Source organism: Lactobacillus melliventris (assembly GCF_042679465.1).
GTDB classification, from domain to species: domain Bacteria; phylum Bacillota; class Bacilli; order Lactobacillales; family Lactobacillaceae; genus Lactobacillus; species Lactobacillus melliventris.
On sequence record NZ_JBHTMT010000001.1, the window covers coordinates 212,238 to 237,537 of the forward strand.

Consider the following 25,300-nt stretch of genomic DNA (forward strand, 5'->3'; position numbering starts at 1 on the left):
TTGATTTAGAAATTATGTCTAAAGAAATGCTTGAAGCGTTTGCTACTTTGGAAAAAACTAAAGGTATAAAACAAGATGTAATTGTTGAAGCAATAAAAGCGGCATTAGTTGCAGCATATAAAAAGAATTATAACCAAGCAACAAATGTCATAGTTGAATTCGACGAACGCAGAGGGGACTTCAAATTAATGACTGAAAAAACTGTCGTTGAGGAAGTTCATGATGAACGCCTAGAAATCAGTTTAAAAAATGCTTTGACAATTAACCGGGCATATGAACTTGGTGATAAAATTCGTTTTGAGGTTGCTCCCAAGAACTTTGGTCGTATTGCTGCTCAAACTGCTAAACAGGTTATTATGCAACATTTACGCGAAGCTGAAAGAAACCATATTATTGATGAATATTCTCAATATGAAGATGAATTGATAACTGGCACAGTTGAAAGACGTGATAATCGCTTTGTTTATGTTAAAATTGGTAATGTTGAAGCAGTAATGCCTCGCAATGATCAAATGCCAGGTGAAACTTATAATCCACAAGATCAGATTCGCGTTTTAGTGACTCACGTTGGCTCGGATTCTAAGGGAGCCCAAATTACGGTTTCACGCACTGCCCCTGATATGGTAAAAAGGTTATTTGAACAGGAAGTACCTGAAATTTACGATGGAACTGTAGAAGTTGTTTCAATTGCACGTGAAGCAGGAGACAGAACCAAGATTGCCGTGAAATCGAATGATCCTAACATTGATCCGGTTGGTACTTGCGTTGGTCAAAGAGGTGCCAGAGTGCAAAATGTGGTCAACGAACTTGACGGTGAAAATATAGATGTAGTTAAATACGAAGAAGATCCATCAGATTATATAGCTAATGCTTTGAATCCTGCAGAAGTTATTGCCGTGCAATTTGGCGATGAAGACGATGAAAAAAGTGCTTTAGTAATAGTTCCTGATTACCAATTATCACTGGCAATTGGGAAAAAGGGCCAAAATGTTCGTTTGGCTGCACGGTTAACCGGTTATAAAATAGATATCAGACCAGAATCAGAAGTAGAATTTGTTGATGAAAGCAGTGATCAAGCTGAAAAGGAAAATAAAGAAGCTGAGTCTGACAATTTAGTAGCAGGTGATGCAAGTTCTGCAAGTGATATAACAGAAGATTCTGCTGCAGAAGAAGAACCTGAAGCAGAAACTTCATCTGATGAGACCAAAACAGAAGATGGACTTCAAGCTGAAGCTACTAACGGTGAAACGATAGATACTACTGAAGAGTAATGCAAGGGGTGAAACTTTTTGAAAAAAAGAAAGATTCCAATGCGAAAAGACTTGTTAACTAATACTATGCAGCCCAAAAAAGAATTGGTCAGAATTGTGGTAGACAAAGAAAAAAATATCGCAGTTGATCCTACTGGAAAGAAACCTGGTAGAGGAGCATATGTCTCACTTGATCCAAGTCAGATCAAAAACGCTCAGAAAAAGGGATTGATTGAGCGCAGCTTAGGAACAAAAGTGCCTGAAGAGTTTTACCAAGAGCTTTATTCATATGTTGACCATCAAAAGGCAAGAAAAGAATTGTTTGGTGATAAATAGGTTTGCAAAATAGACAAAAAGCATTAAATTTAATAGGACTAAGCCAAAAGGCAGGTAAACTGGTTTCAGGATTTGAAATTGTGTCAATAAGCGTAAAGGCTAAAAAAGTTAAGCTGATTATTTTAGCTCAAGACGCACAGACGGATACCACCGCAAAGATTACCAAGATTGGAAAACAAAATAACGTATCTGTGATTACAGAATTTAATAGTAGTGAAATTTCCCAAGCTATTGGTAAAAAGCGTAAAGTTTTGGGAATTACTGATACTGGTTTTGGCAAAGCATTGTTACAAAAAATCAAAGAAGGAGTGTGATTTGATGACTAAAACAAGAATTTATGAATTGGCGAAAGAATTAGGCATCGATAATAAAACTGTGGTCAATAAAGCAAAGGACCTGGGGTTTGATGTTAAAAATCATATGTCATCACTTGAAGATACACAAGTAGAGCAAATAAAGGGTAGTTTCCGCAGTAGCTCCGCTCCCGCCAAAAAGCAAGAAAGACCAGCGAAAAAGAGCAGTAAAATCAAAATTTCTGTTACTTCAATTCGTAAAAATGAAAAAAAGCATGATGAAACTAAGAATGGTAAAAGTAATAGAAAAAACAATAACTTTCACAAGTCAAATAATAGATCTAGACAAAGTCAAGATCGCACTAGACAACATTCCAATTTGAGTCAAAAAACTTCTAAACCAGTAGCCCAAGATTTATTAAAGCAATTAAAGCAAAAACAACGAGTGGAAGAGAAAAAATTAAATCGGCAAACAGAAAGAGCACAAAAGTCTTATAAGGAAAATCAGACTAAAACTAAACCAACGTCTGCTGAAACTAATAAACCTGTTTCTAAGAATGAAAATAAAGTAGTTAAAACTGAAACTACTGCTCCTAAAGTGACTGGACCTAAAATTCTTAAACCTTCACCAGCCAGGTTTAAGAATAATCAAAAGTCTACGCCTGTTCGCCAGCCTAAAATTTTAGATACTGCTGCTCCTGAACCCGAAAAAGAAGAAAAACGTCGTGGCAACGGTCATGGTCGTAACTCTGGCAAGCCAGGCAGAAAAGGTAAAAATCAAACCTATGGTGCAAATAATTATTCGAAACACCAAGAAAAGCGTAAGCGTAAAAATAAGAAGAAGCAGTTTGAACAAGTACCTAAAAAGCAGCCAACGCAAAGAAAAGAGCGGCCATTACCAGATACTCTGGTTTACGAAGTGGGTATGAATGCTCAAGACTTAGGAAAAATTTTGCACAGAGAGCCAGCTGAAATAGTCAAAAAATTATTTATGCTGGGTGTCATGACTAATCAAAATCAATCCCTTGATAAAGATGCAATAGAGTTAGTAGCGGCTGAATATAATATTAATGCTCAAGAAAAGGTGCATGAGGATATATCTGACATTGATAATCTTTATGACAAGAGAATGAAAGCTTCTCTGAAATCTAAGCATTTAATTAAACGCCCACCAGTAGTTACTATTATGGGACACGTTGACCATGGTAAGACAACACTGCTTGATCGTTTACGTCATACGCATGTTTCGGCTCATGAAGCTGGAGGAATTACGCAAAAAATTGGTGCTTATCAGGTAAGAGTTGATAATCAGCCAATTACTTTCTTGGATACACCAGGACATGCCGCATTCTCAAATATGCGTGAACGTGGAGCAGAAATTACCGATATTGTTGTCTTGGTTGTTGCTGCAGATGACGGTGTAATGCCTCAAACTGTTGAAGCAATTGATCATGCTAAGAGTGCTAAAGTTCCAATTATTGTTGCCATTAACAAGATGGATGTTCCGGGAGCAAACCCTGAGCATGTTACTGAGCAGTTAATGAAGTACAATTTAATTCCGGAAAATTACGGTGGTGACACAATATTTGTTAACATTTCTGCTAAAACTGGTGAAAATGTTGATGAACTTTTGCAAATGATCCTTTTGCAAGCGGATGTGATGGAATTGAAAGCAGACCCAACGCAAAAAGCAATTGGTACTGTTATTGAAGCCAGACTTTCTCGTGGACGTGGTCCTGTTGCCGACCTTTTGGTTCAACAAGGAACACTAAAAGTTGGCGATCCAATTGTAGTTGGGAACCGCTTTGGTAGAGTTCGTGTTATGACTAATGACCGCGGTCGTCAAGTCGAAAAGGCTACTCCATCAATGCCAGTAGAAATTACCGGATTAAATGATGTTCCAGAATCTGCTGATAAAATAGTAGTGTTCGATGATGAAAAGACGGCTAGAAGTGTTGGTGAACAAAGAGCGCAACAAGCTTTGCAACAATCTCGTGAAAATGTTCAACATGTTACTCTTGATAACCTGTTTGACACAATGAAAAAAGAAAACATGAAGGAAGTAGATGTTGTCTTAAAAGCGGATGTTCAAGGTTCTGTAGAGGCTTTACAGCAGTCACTTGAAAAGATAGAAGTTGAAGGTGTGCGTGTAAACATCATTCATGCTGGAGTTGGTGCTGTAAATGAATCAGATGTTACCTTGGCTGGCGCTTCGAATGCCTTCATAATTGGCTTTAATGTTCGTCCAACAGCTACCGCAAAGTCACAAGCTGAAACAGATGGTGTAGATATTCGTCTGTATAGCATCATATACAAGGCTATTGACGATGTTAAAGCAGCCATGAAGGGTATGCTTGAACCAACTTATGAAGATAAGGTTGTGGGCAATTTGACAGTACGGGAAACTTGGAAGGTTTCCAAGGTAGGAACAATTGCTGGTGCCTTTGTCGATTCTGGTTATGTTTCAAAAGATTCTGAAATCAATTTGATTCGTGACGGTGTTGTAATATATACTGGAAAAGTGGCTTCACTTAAAAGATTTAAAGATGATGCTAAAATGGTTAAACAAGGGTTTGACTGTGGTTTAACAATTGAGGGCTACAATGATATCAAAATTGGTGATGAGATGGAAGCCGTTGAAAAGCAAGAAGTCAAACCTGAGTAATTAACAGGGAGGAAAGCATGAAACACAGAATTGGTCGTGTTGAAGGAGAAATCCTCCGTGAATTAACGAAAATTTTGCGCAAAAATATTCGTGATCCACGTGTTAATGACGTTACTATTACAGCAGTTGAATGCACTAATGATCTCTCGTATGCTACTGTTTACTACAGTATTCTTTCAGAAGATGCTAAAAAGGAAGAAGAGGCTGCAGCTGGTTTAAATAAGGCAAAGGGCATGATGCGGCATTTGTTGGGTCAAGTCTTAACTGTCTACAAAGTTCCTGAATTAATATTTAAACGAGATAATTCAGTTAAATACGGTAGCAAAATTGATCGGTTAATTGCTGAAGTTAAAAAGCAGGATGAAAATCGAAATAATTAATAAAAGCGCTGTTAGGCGCTTTTTTCATGGTTAAGGTACGGGAAAAATGTTAAATGGTATATTGGTGATAGACAAAGAAAAAGGCATGACGAGTGCTGATGTTGTCTATCAATTACGCAAAGTCTTGCACATTAAGAAAATAGGTCATGCTGGTACTCTTGATCCTGATGTTACAGGTGTTTTACCAATCGCAATAGGACAGGCTACTAAACTAATTGAGTTAATGCATACTCAAAATAAAAGATATATCGGCCAGGGAATACTTGGTTTTGCCACTGATAGTTGCGATATTAGCGGCAAAATAACAGCTAGCAAAAAGATCACGAATAAAGTCAAATCAACTGAGATAAAAGATGCAATGCAAGAATTTGTGGGACAAATTGAACAGGTGCCGCCGATCTATTCTGCTGTGAGGGTTAACGGTAGGCATTTATATGAATATGCACGAGCTGGCATTGAGGTAGAACGACCTAAAAGGCAAGTTAAAATTTTTGCTTATAATCTTGTAAATGAACCTATCTTTGATAAAGAAAAAGGTCAAGAAATGTTTGACTTTGAAATTGAATGTAGTAAAGGAACCTACGTTCGTTCTTTAATAAATGATTTAGGTACCCAACTGAAAATACCAGCAGTAATGAAAAGTTTGCGCCGCACATCTAGTTCAGGTTTTGATATTAGTCAGTCTGTAAAACTTTCTGAAATTACCGAAGATCCTAAATTAATTGATCAAATTATTCAACCAATTGATTCTTTTTTTAGAAATTACGTGCAAATGGATCTTGATGATAAATTATGGTCTAAAGTTAAAAATGGTGCAGCTATTTCTTTGAAAACGAATGCAAAAAAGGTGGCATTAAGTTACAATAATAAAGTTAAGGCAATCTATCGCAAAGATGGTACCATTTATCGCCCTTATTTAATGCTTTTACAAAATGAATAGGTGAATGAAGGTCTTATTATGGAAATTATCCATTTAACATACCCTTTTAAGGAAAACATAATTCCCCAAAATATAATTCTTGCTTTAGGTTTCTTCGATGGGGTTCATCGCGGACATCAAGAATTAATCAAAATCGCAAAAGAAAAAGCAAAGCAAAGACATTTACCACTAGTAGTAATGACGTTTGATCGTCATCCAAAAGAAGTTTATCAAAATAAAAAAGTTACATACATTGATACTCTTCCAGAAAAAGCATACAAGATGCAGAAACTTAAAGTTGACTATTTGTTGGTGATGCACTTTAATGAAGCTTTTAGTAAACTAACTGCACAGGAATTTGTTGATAATATTATAGTAAAATTACATGCTGACACTGTAGTTGCTGGCTTTGACTACACATATGGCCCTAAAGACACGGCTAATATGAAAAATTTCCCTAAGTTTGCTCAGGGAAGGTTCAATATAATTAATGTCCCTAAGCAGTCTTATGATGGTCAAAAAATTGGTTCTACGGAAATCAAAAAAGCGATTACTAGCGGAAATATGGAATTAGCCGCTAAGTTGTTAGGCTTTCCCTATGTTATGTCAGGCTATGTAGGTCACGGTTTGCGCAATGGGCATAAACTAGGTTTTCCCACAGCTAATTTGGTTTGGAGTGAAGACAAGGCTGTTCCTAAAATTGGCGTTTATGCGACTAAAACCAAGATTTGTGGTAAGTGGTATGACTCAATGACAAGTGTAGGCTATAATGTGACTATCAATCAGGGGAAAAAGCTTTATATTGAGTCAAACTTATTTGGCTTTGATCAGGAAGCTTATGATGAGGAAATGGTAATTAAATGGTATAAGTATACCCGTGGTGAAATTAAATTTGCCAATTTAAAAGAGCTAACACAACAAATGAGTCAAGACGAGGCTGAAATTAAAAATTATTTTGCTGCGATGAATTAATTAATGATACTGAAAAAATGATTGACGTTTTTTAAGAAAAAAGTTAGCACTCAACTTGACATTCTGCTAAAAGCTAGTATCATATAAATTGTTAGCACCTAATCAGATTGAGTGCTAAAAGTGAGGGCGATATTTATGTTGACCGAACGTCAAGAATTAATTTTAAAAACAATTATCAATGATTTTACGCAGACACATGATCCTGTTGGGTCCAAAACTGTTATGAATCAACTGCCTATTAAGGTTTCAAGTGCTACTATTCGTAACGAAATGGCTGTTTTAGAAGATAAGGGTTTGATTGAGAAAACTCATTTGTCTAGTGGCCGCGTGCCTTCAACTGAAGGCTACCGCTACTATCTTGACAATTTAGTTGAACCTTTACAAATTTCATCTTCTGTATACAAGCGAATCATTAGTCAGCTTGATCAACCATTTCATCAGGTTAACGATATCGTACAGGCAGCTGTCAAAATTTTATCGGATCTAACCAATTACACAGCATTTGCGGAAGGTCCTGAAAATAGTGAATTAACTATTACTGGTTTTCGTATCGTGCCATTGTTTAACAGACAGATTATGGCTGTCTTAGGAACTAGTGACGGTGACGTTCATGACCAGGTTTATACTTTACCTTATAATGTTAATGGTGATGAAATTGAACAGGCTGTGCGCATGATTAACGATCAGCTGGTGGGCAAAACTTTAGATCAAGTTACTCCAGACTATCTTAAAAAGACTTTGGGCAATAAACTTAAAGTTGCTCATGTCTCTGAACTGATTAATTTGGTCGAGGATGTTATTAACGATGCTGCCAGTGAGCAAACCTATGTTGATGGTCAGATTAACCTGCTTAACAACATTTCTCTGGACGATATTTCAAACTTAAGATCGCTCTATGAAATGATTGAGCATAATGATTTGATTTCCAGTATTTTGGACAATAGGCAAAATTTGAAAAGCGACAGGTATCCGGTTCGAGTTAGTTTAGGATCCGAATTATCAAATGATTTGTTAAAGGATTACAGTCTGCTTACGGCAGAGTACAGCGTTGGCTCTCATGGAAAGGGCATAATTGCTTTACTTGGCCCTGATAATATGCCGTATTCTCAGGTGATTGGATTACTCGAGTATTTCAGAAACGAACTATCTAAAAAATTACTTGATTATTATGGTAGATTCAAATAAAGGAGGTTAGCCGTGAGTAAAGAAGAAAATAATAGTAAAAACTCAAAAAAAGAGCCAAAAAAAGATGAGCATAAAAAGTCAAAGACAGAAGTAGAAAATTCTAAGACTAAGGCTAACGAAGAAAAGAAACCAGAGTCTTTGGAAAGTAAATTGCAGCGTAATTTGACTCAATTGCAAAAAGAAAAAGACGATCTGGAAGATAAGTATTTGCGCAGTCAAGCTGAGATGCAAAATATGCAAAATCGCTACAATAAAGAAAGAGCGCAGCTTATCAAATATGAGTCTCAATCCTTAGCTAAAGATGTTTTGCCAGCGATGGATAATTTAGAAAGAGCTTTAGCTACTAAAGTCGATGACGAAGCATCAAAACAGCTTAAAAAAGGTGTCCAGATGACACTTGATTCACTGGTTAAAGCGATGAAAGATCACGGTATCAGTGAAATTATAGCTGAAGGTGTCAAATTTGATCCCAATTTACACCAAGCTGTTCAAACCGTTGCAGCTGAAAATGATGATCAAAAAGATCATGTTGTACGAGTTTTACAAAAGGGATACTTGTACAAGGATCGTACTTTAAGACCGGCTATGGTTGTTGTAGCACAATAATTGAAAGGAAGCATATCAATGTCAAAAGTTATCGGAATTGACCTCGGAACTACTAACTCAGCAGTTGCCGTTTTGGAGGGTAAAGAACCCAAAATTATTACTAACCCAGAAGGAAATCGCACTACCCCTTCAGTAGTTGCCTTTAAAGATGGAGAAATCCAAGTTGGTGAAGTTGCCAAAAGACAAGCAATTACCAATCCCAATACTATTTCTTCTATTAAACGTCACATGGGCGAAACTGATTATAAGGTCAAAATTGGTGATAAAGCTTATACACCACAGGAAATTTCAGCAATGATCTTGCAGTATATCAAGAAATTCTCTGAAGATTATTTGGGCGAGAAAGTAACCGATGCTGTTATTACTGTACCTGCATACTTTAATGACGCTCAGCGTCAAGCTACCAAGGATGCTGGTAAAATAGCTGGCCTTGATGTTAAGCGAATCATTAACGAACCTACTGCATCTTCACTTGCATATGGTTTGGACAAGGACGCAGAAGATGAAAAAGTCTTAGTTTACGACCTTGGTGGTGGTACTTTCGATGTTTCCGTACTGCAGTTAGGTGATGGCGTCTTTCAAGTATTGTCAACTAATGGTGATACCCACCTTGGTGGTGATGATTTTGATAATAAGATTATTGATTGGCTGATTAAGAACTTTAAAGATGAAAATGGCGTTGACCTTTCAAAAGATAAGATGGCTTTGCAAAGATTAAAGGATGCTGCTGAAAAAGCGAAGAAAGATTTGTCTGGTGTTTCAGCAACCCATATTTCATTGCCATTTATCTCTGCAGGTGAATCTGGCCCATTGCACCTTGAAGCCGATTTAACTCGGGCAAAATTCGATGAATTAACTTCTGACTTAGTTGAAAAGACTAAGATCCCATTTGATAATGCTTTAAAAGACGCTGATTTAACAGTTAATGACATTGACAAAGTCATTTTAAATGGTGGTTCTACCCGAATTCCTGCTGTACAGGATGCAGTTAAGAAGTGGGCTGGTAAAGAACCTGATCACTCAATTAACCCAGACGAAGCTGTTGCTTTAGGTGCTGCTATTCAAGGTGGTGTCATTTCAGGTGACGTTAAGGATGTTGTTTTACTTGATGTAACCCCATTATCACTTGGTATTGAGACAATGGGTGGTGTATTTACCAAACTTATTGAAAAGAATACAACTATTCCAACTTCAAAGAGCCAGATTTTCTCAACTGCTGCTGATAATCAACCAGCTGTTGACGTGCACGTTTTGCAAGGTGAACGCCCAATGGCTGCCGATGATAAGACTTTAGGACGGTTTGAATTAACTGATATTCCTGCAGCCCCTCGTGGTGTACCACAAATTCAAGTTACTTTTGATATTGACAAGAACGGTATCGTTAATGTTTCTGCTAAGGATATGGGAACTGGTAAAGAACAAAAGATTACTATCAAGAGTTCATCCGGCTTATCTGATGAAGAAATTAAGAAGATGCAAAAAGAAGCTGAAGAACATGCGGAAGAGGATAAGAAGAAGAAAGAAGAAGTCGACTTACGTAATGAAGTTGATCAATTAATCTTCTCCACTGAAAAGACCTTGAAAGATGTCAAAGGCAAAGTCTCTGATGATGATACTAAGAAAGTTCAAGATGCACTTGATGCTTTAAAGAAAGCTCAAAAAGACAACAATTTGGATGAAATGAAAGCTAAGAAAGATGAATTATCCAAGGTTGCACAAGACTTAGCAGTCAAATTGTACCAAGCTAATGGTGGAGCTCAAGGTGCACAAGGACAAGCTGGACCTCAAGCCGGACCACAAAATCCTGGTTCACAAGATGGTAATAATGGTTCTGCAGGTGAAGGTGAATTTCATAAGGTAGACCCAGATAAGTAAAGGGTTTATAATTGAATAAATTAGAAAAGAACTGCCAGGAAAAGTAGTTCTTTTCTTTTGTAAGGTTAAGGAGCTTATAGATGGCACAAGAAGATTATTATGAAGTGCTGGGAGTAGATCGCAATGCCAGTGACAAAGAAATTACCTCTGCTTATCGCAAACTTGCCAAGAAGTATCACCCCGATTTAAACCATGAGCCTGGTGCTGAGGAAAAATATAAAAAGGTTAACGAAGCCTATGAAGTATTACATGACAAGCAAAAAAGAGCCCAATATGATCAATTTGGTTCAGCTGGAGTCAATGGTCAAGGAGGTTTTGGCGGTGCTGGTCAAGGATACAGTGACTTTGGGGGCTTCGGTGATTTTGGCGATATATTTAATGATTTCTTCGGTGGTGCCACAGGTGCCAATCAACAACATGTAAATCCCACGGCGCCAACTCGCGGTGAGGACTTAGATTATACGTTGTCTATTGATTTTATGGATGCAATTACGGGTAAGAAAACACAAGTTTCCTATACTAGGAGTGAAACCTGCCCAACTTGTGGGGGCAATGGTGCTGAAAAAGGCACACATCCGATAATTTGTGATAAATGTAATGGCTCAGGTTATATGACTATTACTCAAAAATCCCTGATAGGTATGATACGACAGCAAGCTGTTTGTGACAAATGCCATGGAAAAGGTGTAATTATTGAACATCCATGTCAAACTTGTCATGGTAATGGCGTAATTGACGGTAAGAATACCATTGAAGTTAATATTCCTGCTGGAATAGATAATGGTCAGCAATTGCGTTATGAAGGTCAAGGCGAAGCTGGTAAAAATGGTGGTCCTTACGGTGATTTGTACATCAATTATCGGATTAAACCATCAAAGGAATTTGAGCGTAAAGGTACAACTATTTATACGACCGTTCCAATTTCATTTGCCCAGGCAACGTTAGGCGATGAGATTAATGTTAAAACTGTACACGGCGAAAAGAAGCTAAAAATTCCTGCAGGTACTCAACCAAATAAGAAGTTTACCATCCACGGACAAGGTGTTCCGTATTTGCGTGGCAACGGTAATGGTGACCAGATTACTACCGTTCAAGTTCAAATTCCAAAATCAATTAATGAGAAGCAAAAACAGGCTCTAGTTGATTTTGTCAAAGCAGGTGGAGGGTCAATAATGCCGCAAGAAAAAGGATTTTTTGAAAGGCTAAAAGAAAAATTGCAGTGATAATTACGTTATCATAACTTCACTGATTAGATCTTTTTGATTAAAATAGAAGAAAAATTGCAATGTTAGAATGTCCTAAGGGTTATAAATATTGGAATAAAAATGATACCGGGATAACTATATCGGCGGATGCACCTCAATGGGCAAAAAAAGAATTTCATAAATATATGAAACTTTTTGCAAAAAATGGAAAACCTGATAAGCACGGTATAATCAAGTATTATTAACATTTTTGGCAATTTGAACAAGAGCTGATTCCTAAAATATAAAGGAATTAGCTCTTTAATTTTGTCATGTTTCTTATTTAGTTTTATACAGTCTGTTGAATTTGCTATAATAAAGATAGAGTAAAGGGTGCAAATTATTTATGGACATAACAAAATTACAAGATTATCAAAAACATATTCGCAACTTTTCCATTGTTGCTCATATTGATCATGGAAAATCAACGATTGCGGACCGTATTTTAGAGTTGACCGATACAGTATCTGAACGCCAATTAAAAAATCAGATGTTAGACGATATGCCGCTTGAGCGCCAACGCGGTATTACCATTAAGATGAACTCGGTTGAAATTAAATATCATGCTCAAGATGGCGAAGACTACATTTTTCATCTAATTGATACACCAGGACACGTGGATTTTTCATACGAAGTTTCACGTTCTTTAGCCGCGTGTGAAGGAGCGCTCTTAGTAGTCGACGCTTCGCAAGGCGTACAAGCCCAAACTTTGGCAAATACTTACTTGGCAATTGATGATGATTTAGAAATATTGCCTGTAATAAACAAGATCGATTTGCCTTCGGCTAACCCAGAGCAGGCTAAAGAAGAAATTACAGAAATGCTGGGACTTGATGCATCCGACGCTGTTGAAGTTTCTGGTAAAACTGGTCAGGGCATTAAGGAGTTGCTTGAACGAATCGTAAAAGACATTCCGGCACCGCAGGGTAATTTGCAAAACCCACTTAAAGCATTAATTTTTGATTCTAAGTATGATGACTATCGCGGGGTAGTTCTCTCTGTCAGGATTGAAGAAGGTACGGTTAAACCTGGCGATAAAATAAAAATCATGAATACGGGTAAAGAGTATGAAGTAACTGAAGTGGGAGTTTCTAGTCCACATCCGGTTAAAAAGGATATTCTGATTGCGGGGGATGTTGGTTACCTAACGGCTAACATCAAGTCCGTTCGTGAAACTCGTGTTGGTGATACAATTACTGCAGCGGAACATCCCACAGCTGAGCCATTATCTGGGTATCGGCAAATACCACCAATGGTTTATTCAGGTATGTATCCCGTAGACAATGCAAAATATGATGATCTTAAAGAAGCTTTGCAAAAATTGCAGCTCAATGATGCTGCTTTAGAATTTGAACCTGAAACTTCAACCGCTTTAGGCTTTGGCTTTAGGTGCGGCTTTTTAGGTTTACTCCACATGGATGTGGTGCAGGAGAGACTTGAACAGGAATTTGACCTAGACTTGATTATGACTGCCCCTTCTGTAGATTATCATGCAATTATGAATGACGGTACGACCAAAGTAATTGATAATCCTTCTGATTTACCGTCTGCAGGTGAATATAAGGAAGTGCAGGAACCTTTTGTTAAAGCAGAAGTAATGGTACCGAATGATTTTGTCGGTCCTGTGATGGAATTATGTCAACGCAAACGGGGCGAGTTTGTGACAATGGACTATTTAGACAAATATCGGATTAACGTAATTTACAATATGCCATTAGCCGAAATTATTTATGACTTTTTTGATGATTTGAAGTCTTCTACTAAGGGTTATGCTTCTCTTGATTACGAAATTACGGGTTACCGCGCAACAGATTTAGTTAAAATTGATATTCTTTTGAATAAGCAAGTTGTTGATGCTTTAAGTTTCATAGCCCACCGGGATGAAGCACAAAATAGAGCAAGACAAATGACCTCGATGCTTAAGAAATTAATTCCGCGGCAAAACTTTGAGGTTGATATTCAGGGAGCAATTGGTGCTAAAATAATTTCGCGTGCCACTGTTAAGCCATACCGTAAAGATGTTACTTGGAAAATTCATACGGGAGACCCTGATAGAAGAGCTAAATTACTAGAAAAGCAAAAGAGGGGTAAAAAGCGGATGAAGGCTGTAGGGCATGTTGAAATTCCTCAAGATGCTTTTATGGCAGTTTTAAAAATGAATGATGATGATTTAAATTCAAAATAGTAGGAAAATAAAAAGGCTGAATTAGTTAATGATTGAATGGCGTGAGCGCAAGGGTGAAAAATTAGCTCCAGAATTGATTGAAAAGTATCAGCTTAGTCCGATTACGGCTAAGCTGCTTTCTTTGCGCGGAATAAATACTGACGCAAAACTTGCATTTTGGTTTAATGCAACTGAAGACGATTTAGCAGACCCGTACTTAATGCACGATATGCAAAAAGCTGCTACAAGGATTAACCAGGCAATTGATGCAGGTGAAAAAATTACTATTTATGGTGATTATGACGCAGATGGTATTACTGCCACCAGTATCATGATGGAGACGCTGGGAATTTTAGGAGCCGATGTTCATTTCTTCATTCCTGATCGCTTTAAAGATGGCTATGGTCCAAATCTTGATGCCTACAAGAAAATTGTAGCAGATGGGACTAAACTGATCATTACTGTAGATAACGGGATTACTGGGGTTGACGAGGTTGCTTTTGCTAAAAGTGAAGGTGTAGATACAATAATTACTGATCACCATAAATTTCAAGATAAAGTGCCTGAAAGTTATGCCCTAGTTCATTGTAATTACCCCGGACAAAAATATCCGTTTGATGACTATTGCGGCGCTGGAGTAGCCTATACAATTAGCCGAGCCTTGATGCAAGATTCAATGCCAGAATTATTGGAGCTGGCAATGATTGGTACAATCGGCGACATGGTTAAAGTCTCAGGGGAAGGCCACATTCTCGTCAAGCGGGGCCTTAAAATGCTCAACGAAACTGAGCGACCAGGTTTGAGAGCTCTAATAAAAAAAGCCGGCTTGCAAATGGGACACATAGATGAAACAGATGTTGGTTTTAATATTGCACCAAGACTGAATGCGGTTGGCAGACTGGATAATGCCAGTTTAGCTGTAGACCTTCTTTTGTGTGAAACTGATGATGAGGCAGAAAAGATTGCAGATAAAATTGAAGAATTAAACGCTAAACGTAAAAATTTAACTAGTAAAGTTTACAATTCCTGTCTCAATCAAATTAAAAATAATGGCTGGGAAAGAAAGAAAGCCTTAGTTTTATATAATCCTAAGTTTCATGAAGGCGTTTTAGGATTAGTTGCCAATAAACTGGTAGAAAAAACTCACAAACCAACTATAGTATTGACTAAAAATGACAAGGGAATCATAAAAGGTTCTGGGAGGTCTGTAGACGGTTTTAATCTTTTTAATGCATTAGAACCTTTGAAAGATAAACTGTTTCTCAAATTTGGCGGTCATGACTTTGCCTGTGGTCTGTCAATGACAGAAGACAAGATAACTTCATTGCGTGCCACTTTCGAGAAAAGTTTTAAAGGAATTTATAATCAAAATATTCGCTATTATGATTGTGAATTACCATTTTCTAATCTTGACTTGAAAATAATTACTGACATTAAAAAGGCGGGGCCGTTTGGCAGCGATAATGTAACTCCTGTTTTCAGCATATTGCATCCTGCAATAAATAGCTGCTTTTACATGGGAAAAGAAAAAAACCATATTAAGTTAAATATTGGAAAAAATAATAAGAATATTGATGTTGTCGGCTTTAACAAAAAATATTTGACCAAGATTCTCTTACCATATGTAGATCAAATATTTATTGAGCTGCAGGAAAATTGTTATCGTAATCAGATAAAACTACAAGGAATAATCAAGGGCATCATTTTTGCTGCGCCAAAATTAGCAGTTCCTGCACCTGTTATTGATTTGCGGAATGAAAAATACATAATGGGATTTGCCGATAGGTATTTGATTTTTGATAAAAGAAATAAAAATATTGCTTCTAGCCTGTATGATATTGATCCAGCTAAAATTACTTTGGTAAATGATTATAAGAATGAGGGTGAAGTAGCTGCTTTTCTAGATGTTCCCCGTAATCTGCAGGAACTCAATTTAGCTTTAACTAATAATTACGACCAACTTTATTTGCGCTTTATTATGGATCAATTGCCTGTTAAGCAACTACCGCTAAAAGCTGATTTTGTGAGGCTGCTGAAATACGTGTATTCTCACCCTGGTTTGGCTGTAGCCGATTATCGAGCGGTAGGTTTATTTTTACAAATCACTTATGATAAGATTCTTTTCATTTTGCGGGTGTTTTTTGAACTAAAATTTGTCAAATTAGAAGATGATAGAATATTCGGCGTTGCCAATCCCATAAAAAGAAAATTAACAGATTCTAATTATTTTAGGGCAACTAATTCCCAAATTAAATTTATAACTGATTTAAGACAGATGCCAAGTCAAAAATTACTAATGTACGTGAATGAGCAATTAAAACAACATTAATTTCTCACGGATTTAATGCTTTTAAGTTCAAAATCTGTTAGAATATTAAGGTCGAGTAAGCTTTAGCAAGAAAGTTAAGTTTTGGAGGTTTTTTCTTCTTATGGCAAACGATTTTGAGAAACATATTGCAAGTGTTAAGGATTTCCCTAATAAGGGTATTATCTTTCGTGACATTACCCCTGTTCTACAGGATGGCAAGTTGTTTCAAGCAGCTACTCATAAGTTAGCTGAATATGTTAAAAGTAAAAATGCTGATGTAATTGTTGGTCCGGAGGCCCGTGGCTTTATTGTTGGTTGCCCTGTGGCTACAGAGTTGGGTATTGGTTTTGTTCCAGCTAGAAAGCCGCATAAATTACCGCGGGAAGTCGAAAGGGCTTCATATGATCTGGAATACGGTTCAAACAGCTTGGAAATTCATAAAGATGCTATTAAACCTGGTCAGCGTGTAGTAGTCTGTGATGATTTACTTGCTACTGCAGGAACTTTAAGGGCATGTAAAGAGCTAATTGAAAATCTTGGTGGAGAACTAGTGGGTTCAGCTTTTTATATTGAATTACCAGATTTGAAGGGAAAAGAAAAATTACCAGGACTTGACGTATTTTCACTCGTTAAATATCATGGTGCTTAAAATCACCAAAAGCTAGCAATTTATGGTGAATTCATGAATTACAATTAAATACTGCTTTTATCTCAAGTGCTCTTAATAGTTAGACCATAAAGTCAACTATTAGGAGCACTTTTTTCATGACTAAAATAAATTGCTGACGCAAAACTTAAATTTTAAGGAAAACGATTTCTGAAAAATGAAAACTTTTATGCTCTTTTTGAGTGCAAATTTTTTACAAGACAAAGTCAAGTATATATAATGATACAGTATTTTTAAAAAAGGAGAATAGAGTAATTTGCAATTAAGAAGAGCAACAATGGCCGATTTTGACCGAATTATCGCTATTTTAAAAGACGGAGCCAATCAGCTGGCTGAACGTGGTGTTGATCAGTGGCAAGGAGATTATCCGTCAAAAGCACAAATTAAAGAAGATATTGAAAACGGCTGGGCCTTTTTGGCTGTTTCTGAAGACCAGGAAACAGTTGGTGCTATTGCCATAGTGGACGGACCAGACCATGTTTATGATCATTTAGATGGCAAATGGTTGGCTGATACTAATAAATATGTGGTTATTCATCGTGTGGCAATTCATTCTCAGCATTCTGGTAAAGGCTATGCTACCAAGCTGTTACAGGCTGTTATCAATGACATCAAAAACAACAGGGACGATATTGACTCAATCAGAATTGATACTCACGAAGACAATAAAGCCATGCAACATTTGATTGCAAAGATGGGTTTTTCTAAAGTAGGTTATTTGCATGGCGCTTACCGTCCTAACGAAACCTCATATGTTTATGAACTACTTAAATAAAAGAAAAAATTGTTATCAAATATCACAATAACAATCTATTCAAAACTAAAAACCTGATAATGGAGTTTTTTCCATTATCAGGTTTTTCTCTTTGCTTTTATTTAATTAGCGATTCTTCATAATTGGTTGGTAAAAGAGATCAATCAGTATGGCAGCCACTAGGGCAACAGCGAAAGTGAGTAGCAAATTCGTCCAGCTAATTTTCGTCATAGCAATTCCTAATAAAGCTAAAACGACAGTTAAGAGAACATCACCTAATTGGGTTAAGCCAACAGCTTTAGAAGGGTAATCTTGCCAGAAATACTTTTTAGTTCTGGTGATCAGGACAATAAACATTGCACTTAGAACTAAATAGACATAGACCATTGTTGATATGGTGCCATGGCTCCAGCCATGAGTATTAAGATAAGCAATACCTGCTATTCCAATTACCGTCCAGCCGAAAGCTAATGAAAAGGCAATCTTAGCCAATTTTGCCATATTCCAATTTTCAGGTTTATATGTGATATGGGTTCTGTCGGTACCGATCATCATCGTCACCATATTATTCATGATTGTATAAATAACCATGGCGTTTAGAGCCATCGGAATATAGTTGAAGAATAAATAGCCAAAGGTCAATAGCATGGTTAGTTGAGCAGTTCTGGCCAGCTTGGTTAATGACCATGTCGTCATTCTCTGGTAAACTCTGTGTCCGGCATCAAGTATCTTAACTATTGAAGATAAACCGTCATTTAAAAGAACCATTTTGCCTGATCTTTTTGCAACATCTGCCGCATTCGAAACGGCAATCCCAACCTCAGCTTGTTTTAAGGCTGGCGAGTCATTTACACCGTCACCCGTCATCCCCACAATATAGCCTTGCTTTTGAAAGAATTTAACCATGCGCAATTTATCTTCTGGTAAAACATCTGCAATTCCAGCTAGTTTACTAGTATCAGTTTGATCAGTAAAATCATGAATAGAAATTACCTCACCTTGCAAGTCAACCTGTTTAGCAACTGCAACGGCCGTTTTTTGGTTATCGCCAGTTAACATAATCGGTTTCACTCCACGTTTTTTGAGTTCACCTAAGGCTTCTTTAGAATCAGATCTCACCATATCTTGCAAGATGAAAACACCGGCTAATTTATCATCAATTAATAAAGCGACTGAACGACCGGCACTAAAATTAACTTCCTTAGCTTTTTCGTTCGCATTTCTATCAATTAATGATAGTTGTTTAAAAGATCCAAGTTTAATATTATGACCGTTGTAATTTGCCATTGAATAGCCTGTACTAGAGGTAAAAGGAGTAAAGTCAGAACCTGATTTGACGGTTAAACCCTGCTTTTTTATGTATTCACCAATCGCAGTGTCAATTAGCTTTTTATTTCTTTGATCTGTAGCTGCTGAAGCCAGTTCTAAAGCCTCATTATCACTAAATGAGCTGAAATTTGTCCATTGACCAACTGCTGTTTTATTTTCGGTAATGGTGCCCGTTTTATCGAGCAAAATCAGATTTAGGTTTGCGGCATCTTGAATTCCAGTTAAATCTGAAGTTAGCACCCCTTCTTTACTTAGACGAGTAGCTTCAAATGAATTGGAAAGGGCAAAGGTAGAGGGCATTGCCACTGGAATGGAAGCTATAAACATCATTGCCAAAAATGGCAGCATATTAATGAGATTATTAATGTCTCCTCCTTTGAAGAAAGAAGCAATGATAATTATTAAAGTTAAAATACCGTCAAGAATACACAAATAATAGATAATTTTAGTAAGTAGTTGTTGCAAGTGACCCGGGGCAGCGGAATTATTAATTAAGTTAATTGTTTTACCAGACCGTGAATTAGCCCCGGTAGCCGTAACAACTGCAAGGCCATTGCCTTCCGTAACGGTAGTTCCCGCGTAGGCTGTATCTTGGGGATTTTTGCGGACGGTTCTGGCTTCACCAGTAATTGAGCTCTCATCGGTAGAAATTTGGCCATCAATTAGTTTTACATCAGCCGCCAAAACATCTCCAGCTTGCATACTGATTAAATCTTCGGGAACTAAATATTTAGAGTCAATATTTTGCCATTGACCATCCCTTTGAACAGAAATAGTAGGAGTCAATTTGTGTGAAATATTATTTAAAACGCGTCTAGACTGCTTTTTCTTGGAAGCACCGTTCCAAGCAGCGAAAAGAAGCATCAAAAGAACAAATAGAGATTGTATCCATTTGCCCAAAACACATTCCAAAAGTAGGGCAGCTTCGAGAATCCAGGCTGATAAATTCCACAACTTGGACAAAAACTCTTTAAAAAAATTGAACTGGGGTTCCGGTACCTCATTTAAGCCATTTTTTTGCAAAAGTTTATCTGCTTGGGCCTGAGTTAAACCAGTAATTTTTTCCGACATAATTTTACTTCCTTAGTTTTAATACTTTAATTAAAGTAGCATAAAAAGACTGCTTTTGCTATAAATTTATACCCAATTTTGTTTTAAAAAATCCCAAAATAGTGTACACTAGGTATAGTAGTGTATTAGTACACTTATCTTAAACAATTATAATTATTCCAAAGTCTGTCGGATGTATGCAGTTATACCTAATTTAATCAGGTGAGTCCCATGTCCTTTAAAAAGATACTTTTAGTTTCATTGCTAACAATTACAGCTTTCTTTTGTTTTTCGTTTTTATTCATAATGAAATTTTGGATTACTTTAACCCTGCGCTTCCGGAAACCAAAAGTTATGCTCAAGGACCGCAAAATGTTCAACAATATTATAACGTGCGAGCATACGATTCAAACTGGAAGTTAAGCATCCCTATAAAATAACCAGGTTAGGAAGATATAATAATTGATTATAGAGGCCAGTATGTTAAGAAAATTCAATACGTTTCTAAAAAATAATTTTTAAAAGTTGTAAATAAATAGAAATTCTATCGATTTTAGTGCAGCAGTAAATAAACTTGTTATCTTTAAAAATTGGACAAAAAGTATAAATAACGGCTAGCAGAAAGGAAATACCATGTTTGAAAAAATGTTAGTACCGATATATGTTTGTTTTTTAATTATCACAAACCAAATTCCTTTAAACCATAATTCATGGACTGATAGAGCAGATCCCACAATTGACGAAGCTATAAGTTATGCGAAAGTTCCGGCTAATACTCAAGAGTATCTAAATGTTCAAGCAATAGATCCAGAAACTGGTAAAAAATTGCCATATAAAATCAAGAGAGTGGGCGGCTATGAACCAGGTAGGCAATATATTAGAATTGACCACAAAGGGCAGTATGTTAGAAAGATTGACTATATTTCTAAAACCACTTACCTAAAAGCAATTAAACAAGATAATGAGTAACCACTTTGTTATCAGCTTAAAAAGGCACAAAAAAAGTCTGCAATGATTGCAGACTTTTTGAATTGATAAATTAATCTTTATCAACACTGTCTGGGAAGGTAGCTAAACGCTCGCCTTCACCAAGTTCTTCTTCGATTTCAAGTAAACGGTTGTACTTTTCAACACGTTCTGAACGAGCTGGAGCACCAGTCTTTAATTGACCACCGTTAACAGCAACGGCAAAGTCAGCGATAAATGTGTCACCAGTTTCACCTGAACGGTGGGAAATCATAGTGTTGTAACCATTCTTACGTGAAAGACGAATAGTTTCCAAAGTTTCAGTAACAGTACCAATTTGGTTTAACTTGATTAATGAAGCGTTACCAGCACCTTCCTTAATAGCTTTAGTCAAAAGCTTAGGGTTGGTACAAATGAAGTCATCCAAAACAATTTGAATTCTGTCTTTGTGGCTTTGAGTAAATTTAATCATGCCGTCAACATCATTTTCATCGTATGGGTCTTCAATTGAGATTAATTCTGGGAATTCGTCAAGTAACTTATCATAGTATTGAGCTAATTCTTCATCGTTAAATACTTTACCTTCAAAGTGGTACTTGCCATCTTCTTTGTTGTAGAAGTAGGAAGCAGCACAGTCACAAGCTATGGCAATGTCTTCACCAGGCTTGTAACCAGCCTTAACGATGGCGTCATGTAAAGCTTGTAAAGCTTCTTCAGAGTTCTTCATGTTAGGAGCGAAACCACCTTCATCACCAAGGCCAGTTTCGTAACCCATATCTTCAAGCACTTTCTTTAAAGTGTGGTAAGTGTTAACGATCTTTTCAAAACCATCACGGAATGAAGTCTTCTTAACTGGAGTGATCATGAATTCTTGAACGTCAATACCGTTGTCAGCATGCTCACCACCGTTAATAACGTTGTGGAAAGTTTGAGGCATTTCAAGATCAGTGCCGCCAAGGTATCTGTATAAAGGTTGGTGGCTGTCTTTTGCGGCAGCAGCTGCAGTAGCCATAGATACACCTAAAATGGCGTTAGCACCAAGCTTAGCTTTGTTAGGGGTACCATCTAATTCAATCATTACGCGGTCAATGTTTGCCTGATCGTGTGGATCCAAACCCTTTAAAGCATCAGCGATTTTAGTATTGACGTTTTCAACGGCTTGGGAAACACCTTTACCGCCTACACGGCTGCCACCATCACGTAATTCAACTGCTTCATTTTCACCAGTTGAAGCACCTGATGGAACTTCAGCTTTACCAACGACACCATTTGATAAGGTTACAAAAGCCTCAACAGTTGGGTTACCACGTGAATCATAGATTTCCAGTGCATGAACATTTTCAATGACTGATTTTAACATCTAAAAACCTCCTAAATAATAAATGCTGTACTATTTTGTGTAAGTACATACATTAGTGGAGCACAAGCTCCATATCTACATCACAAATTTTAGCCTAAGTTTGTGATTATGTAAACATTTGTAAACGATTTCTAATGTTAAAAAATATTAAAAATATTTTTGTCGCTTTTTTTGCAGGTTTGATTTATGATTTAGCTATATATTTTTTAAAAAGGATAGTTTATTTCTATAAGGACATAAAATATGGATAAAGTAAAGTTAATAATCGACTCTGGTTCAAACGACAGAATGAATGATGATTTAACTGTCGTACCATTAACAATGACGATTGCCGGACAAGATTTTGTCGATGACGAAAATCTTGATCTTGATAGTTTTATTGCTAGTATGGAAAAGAACACTGAAGAAGGCAAAACATCTTGCCCTAGTATTAGTCAATGGCTAAATGCTTTAAAGGGATCAGAATTAGCGATCATTATGACGATTACCAGTGGTTTGAGCGGAAGCTTCTCCTCTGCATTTCAGGCAAAACAAATTTATGAAAAAGATCATCCAGGAAGCCACGTGCTTGTAGTTGATTCCAGAACGGCCGGACCAGAAATTTCTGTTATTTTGCGGGAAATTAAACGATTAGTTAATAGTAAGACCCGCTTTGTAGATTTAGAGCAAAAAATTTCAGATTACAAGACACATACACATTTACTTGTTGTATTAAAGTCGCTCCATAACTTAGCCCTAAATGGCCGAATAAACATGGCTGTTGCCAAAGTAGCAAAAGTTTTAAATATTGATGTGGTTGGCACCGCCAGTGATGAGGGTAAATTAGAGCCATTATCAAAAGTTAGAGGGATAAAGCGTGCTTTTAAAGAAATTCTTAAATTAATGGCCGAAATGAAATACAAAGGTGGGCGTTTGATTATAGATCATTGTAAAAATGAAAAAGATGCCCAAACGTTAAAAGAAAAAATTTTAGCAAGTTACCCTCAAGCAGAAATAGTAATTCGTTCAATGAGAGGGCTTTGTACCTTTTATGCCGAAGAGGGAAGCCTAATGATAGGCTTTGATGATTTATGATTTTTCAATAGCAGATAGTCTGCTTTTCTTCTGTATAAGATAAAAATAATTTTGTATGCAAAAAACAGCTCTAACTTTTTTAGTTGAGAGCTGTTTTTTAAATAATCATTAGTAATAATTGTTGCGAAATGCTAAAACAGAAGACTGCAAGCGATGTTGCTCCGATAATGTCCGATGGGAAATGGGCTTTAAGACTGATACGGGAAATGACCACCATCAGCCAAATTATCAGCAAAATCCACAGCAAGCTGTTTCCTAGTTGGCCTGCAAAGAGGTGCCAGATAATTAAAGCCATGACAGTACTTCCTAAAACATGTCCACTAGGGAAACTATAACCGTCTTCTAAATCTGAATGCAGAATTGGACGTTTTCTGCGCATCCATTTTTTTAAAAAGATCCCAATCAAATCGGTAAAGCCTAATGTAAATAAGGCCCAGAAGGCAAGTAAATTTTCATTATTACTAATTAAAAAACTTGCTAAAAATACATCCAAAACAACCAGCAGTTTAGGATCGTTAATAAATGCAATTATTTGCCAGCCAATGCCATCACGCCTTCTAATCAGTTTGTGGTGCAGCCAGTGATCGAATAGATTGAAACGCCGTGAATTTCTGACATTAAAGATAAGTAGTATTAGTATTAGAGCAGATAATAAAGATATCCAAAAATTAATATTCAAAACACATCCCTACCTATAATTTATATTCGCTTGTATTTTAACAGCAACGGGGCAAAGCATAAAAATTAAAATCTACTCTTGAGTAAAACTTAAGAATTGTAATTTAAAGGAGATTCATAATTATAACTTTCGCTAAGATAAGTTCTAGCAAGGTAATTATTTTTAAAAGAAAGCTTGACTTTAATTAAAACCAACTTAAAATTATTCTTATCAAGTTAGGGCGTAATTTAGGAGGAAAAAATGAGTAAAAATCACACTTCTAAGCAAGAGACTGTGGGTGAAGCTATACGTGATATTGCGCACCATGAACATAACTTTGCTTTAGCTGATAATTCTACCAATCATATTGGTGATCTCGTTGTTTATGGCACCATTTATCTTTTGGAAAATTTATTTTCTGTTATTTGGTTTGACTGGCTATTTGTATTGTTGGCTATTGTTGCAATCATTAGCGTAATCCGTTACCAAAACTTCTTGCGACACAAGGTTAATTCCCAAAAAATAACATCGTTTTTCGTAAATACTAGTTTGATTTCAACTGGGATTAGGTCTTTCGTAATTGGAAACGCACCATTACTAGCTCTCAGTATGCATACTCAGGGAAGATTTAACCTCCTTATTTCTTTGCTGGTTGGTATAGTTGTAGCTTTGATTGGATTAACCTGTCAGTATCATTACCTAACTAATCATCAAGTCATTGACAGGCAAAAGGAATCACTAGGAAAGACCTGCAAAAATGCTGTTGACTTTAGTGTTAATAGTTGCAAAAAGGGTTATGTTAGCCAGGGCTTTTTCTTTGATATTGCGTGTGGTTTTGCACTTTTGGCAAATCATTTTTCCTATAAAGAACTCATCTTAGTTAAATTTGAAGCTTGGCAATTTGTTTTAATTACTATTTTAATAGTATTGGGTACAGTTATATTTCAAAGGTTTTTACACAATAAAGTTGTTACAAATAATATAAGTAAAGGCTTTAAGTGGGGTACTTTATTAATGACGGCTGCGCGCGGCTATCTGATAGCCATTGTACCATGGGTTGCAGTGTGTCTGTTTACAGGTAGTGCAATCAATTGGTTAGAAGCAAACTTGTTAGGAGCATTGGTAGCAATAGTTGGCCTAGGATTGCAATATAAATATTTACATAATGTCAGAGTCTTTTAATTATAAGATTAATTTTGGATAATTTTAACAGTTGTGACGCTGATACAAAGAGAAGCCAGTAAA

The 25,300-nt window shown here is 36.6% G+C and carries 22 protein-coding genes; 19 read left to right on the forward strand and 3 right to left on the reverse strand.

Annotated elements, in window-relative coordinates; translation table 11 throughout:
- The first annotated feature begins 14 nt into the window (after positions 1–14).
- The 16 genes from nusA (at position 15) to ACFQ32_RS01105 (ending at position 17,639) form a co-directional block, all read left to right on the forward strand.
- Positions 15–1,271, forward strand: a complete 1,257-nt coding sequence (nusA, locus tag ACFQ32_RS01030; RefSeq protein WP_046325226.1) for a transcription termination factor NusA — start codon at positions 15–17, stop codon at positions 1,269–1,271.
- 18 nt (positions 1,272–1,289) lie between these two features.
- Complete coding sequence (gene rnpM / locus ACFQ32_RS01035; protein WP_110446180.1) at positions 1,290–1,586, forward strand: RNase P modulator RnpM; 297 nt, start codon at positions 1,290–1,292, stop codon at positions 1,584–1,586.
- 2 nt (positions 1,587–1,588) lie between these two features.
- On the forward strand, positions 1,589–1,900 hold the full coding sequence (locus ACFQ32_RS01040) for a L7Ae/L30e/S12e/Gadd45 family ribosomal protein (protein WP_046324994.1): 312 nt from the start codon (positions 1,589–1,591) through the stop codon (positions 1,898–1,900).
- Positions 1,901–1,904: 4 nt separating this feature from the next.
- Complete coding sequence (gene infB, locus ACFQ32_RS01045; protein WP_046324993.1) at positions 1,905–4,544, forward strand: translation initiation factor IF-2; 2,640 nt, start codon at positions 1,905–1,907, stop codon at positions 4,542–4,544.
- Between the two features lie 17 nt (positions 4,545–4,561).
- A complete protein-coding gene (locus ACFQ32_RS01050) occupies positions 4,562–4,924 on the forward strand; it encodes a ribosome-binding factor A (protein WP_046324992.1) in 363 nt (120 codons plus the stop codon).
- A 46-nt stretch (positions 4,925–4,970) separates the two neighbouring features.
- On the forward strand, positions 4,971–5,864 hold the full coding sequence (gene truB, locus ACFQ32_RS01055; RefSeq protein WP_046324991.1) for a tRNA pseudouridine(55) synthase TruB: 894 nt from the start codon (positions 4,971–4,973) through the stop codon (positions 5,862–5,864).
- 18 nt (positions 5,865–5,882) lie between these two features.
- A complete protein-coding gene (ribF, locus tag ACFQ32_RS01060) occupies positions 5,883–6,815 on the forward strand; it encodes a riboflavin biosynthesis protein RibF (protein WP_046324990.1) in 933 nt (310 codons plus the stop codon).
- A gap of 135 nt (positions 6,816–6,950) precedes the next feature.
- On the forward strand, positions 6,951–8,000 hold the full coding sequence (gene hrcA, locus ACFQ32_RS01065; RefSeq protein WP_046324989.1) for a heat-inducible transcriptional repressor HrcA: 1,050 nt from the start codon (positions 6,951–6,953) through the stop codon (positions 7,998–8,000).
- A gap of 12 nt (positions 8,001–8,012) precedes the next feature.
- A complete protein-coding gene (gene grpE, locus ACFQ32_RS01070; protein ID WP_046324988.1) occupies positions 8,013–8,606 on the forward strand; it encodes a nucleotide exchange factor GrpE in 594 nt (197 codons plus the stop codon).
- A gap of 18 nt (positions 8,607–8,624) precedes the next feature.
- Positions 8,625–10,481 (forward strand): molecular chaperone DnaK, encoded by a 1,857-nt coding sequence (gene dnaK / locus ACFQ32_RS01075; RefSeq protein ID WP_046324987.1) that lies wholly within the window; start codon positions 8,625–8,627, stop codon positions 10,479–10,481.
- Between the two features lie 80 nt (positions 10,482–10,561).
- Positions 10,562–11,704, forward strand: coding sequence for a molecular chaperone DnaJ (gene dnaJ / locus ACFQ32_RS01080; RefSeq protein ID WP_046324986.1), 1,143 nt, complete (start codon positions 10,562–10,564; stop codon positions 11,702–11,704).
- Positions 11,705–11,766: 62 nt separating this feature from the next.
- Positions 11,767–11,931 carry a hypothetical protein gene (locus tag ACFQ32_RS01085; protein WP_167334242.1) on the forward strand — a complete coding sequence of 55 codons (165 nt, stop codon included), beginning with the start codon at positions 11,767–11,769 and terminating at the stop codon, positions 11,929–11,931.
- Positions 11,932–12,071: 140 nt separating this feature from the next.
- Entirely contained in the window at positions 12,072–13,910 is a 1,839-nt protein-coding gene (lepA, locus tag ACFQ32_RS01090; RefSeq protein WP_046324985.1) for a translation elongation factor 4, read from the forward strand.
- Positions 13,911–13,941: 31 nt separating this feature from the next.
- A complete protein-coding gene (gene recJ / locus ACFQ32_RS01095) occupies positions 13,942–16,218 on the forward strand; it encodes a single-stranded-DNA-specific exonuclease RecJ (RefSeq protein ID WP_046325224.1) in 2,277 nt (758 codons plus the stop codon).
- 100 nt (positions 16,219–16,318) lie between these two features.
- Positions 16,319–16,846 carry an adenine phosphoribosyltransferase gene (locus tag ACFQ32_RS01100; protein WP_046324984.1) on the forward strand — a complete coding sequence of 176 codons (528 nt, stop codon included), beginning with the start codon at positions 16,319–16,321 and terminating at the stop codon, positions 16,844–16,846.
- 274 nt (positions 16,847–17,120) lie between these two features.
- Positions 17,121–17,639, forward strand: coding sequence for a GNAT family N-acetyltransferase (locus tag ACFQ32_RS01105; RefSeq protein WP_046324983.1), 519 nt, complete (start codon positions 17,121–17,123; stop codon positions 17,637–17,639).
- Between the two features lie 105 nt (positions 17,640–17,744).
- Here ACFQ32_RS01105 and ACFQ32_RS01110 read toward each other — a convergent pair whose 3' ends face one another.
- Entirely contained in the window at positions 17,745–20,018 is a 2,274-nt protein-coding gene (locus ACFQ32_RS01110; RefSeq protein WP_046324982.1) for an HAD-IC family P-type ATPase, read from the reverse strand.
- Positions 20,019–20,630: 612 nt separating this feature from the next.
- Between ACFQ32_RS01110 and ACFQ32_RS01115 the strand changes: the two genes are divergently transcribed.
- A complete protein-coding gene (locus tag ACFQ32_RS01115; protein ID WP_052724653.1) occupies positions 20,631–20,966 on the forward strand; it encodes a hypothetical protein in 336 nt (111 codons plus the stop codon).
- A gap of 70 nt (positions 20,967–21,036) precedes the next feature.
- On the opposite strand, the gene eno is transcribed toward ACFQ32_RS01115, so the two are convergent.
- Positions 21,037–22,323, reverse strand: coding sequence for a phosphopyruvate hydratase (eno, locus tag ACFQ32_RS01120; protein WP_046324981.1), 1,287 nt, complete (start codon positions 22,321–22,323; stop codon positions 21,037–21,039).
- Between the two features lie 243 nt (positions 22,324–22,566).
- Here eno and ACFQ32_RS01125 point away from each other — a divergent pair, with 243 nt between their 5' ends.
- Entirely contained in the window at positions 22,567–23,397 is an 831-nt protein-coding gene (locus ACFQ32_RS01125) for a DegV family protein (protein ID WP_046324980.1), read from the forward strand.
- Positions 23,398–23,494: 97 nt separating this feature from the next.
- Here ACFQ32_RS01125 and ACFQ32_RS01130 read toward each other — a convergent pair whose 3' ends face one another.
- Positions 23,495–24,070 carry a phosphatase PAP2 family protein gene (locus tag ACFQ32_RS01130; RefSeq protein ID WP_379906877.1) on the reverse strand — a complete coding sequence of 192 codons (576 nt, stop codon included), beginning with the start codon at positions 24,068–24,070 and terminating at the stop codon, positions 23,495–23,497.
- A gap of 246 nt (positions 24,071–24,316) precedes the next feature.
- On the opposite strand from ACFQ32_RS01130, the gene ACFQ32_RS01135 reads away from it, so the two are divergent.
- Positions 24,317–25,237 (forward strand): hypothetical protein, encoded by a 921-nt coding sequence (locus ACFQ32_RS01135; protein ID WP_046324978.1) that lies wholly within the window; start codon positions 24,317–24,319, stop codon positions 25,235–25,237.
- Positions 25,238–25,300: the final 63 nt, after the last annotated feature.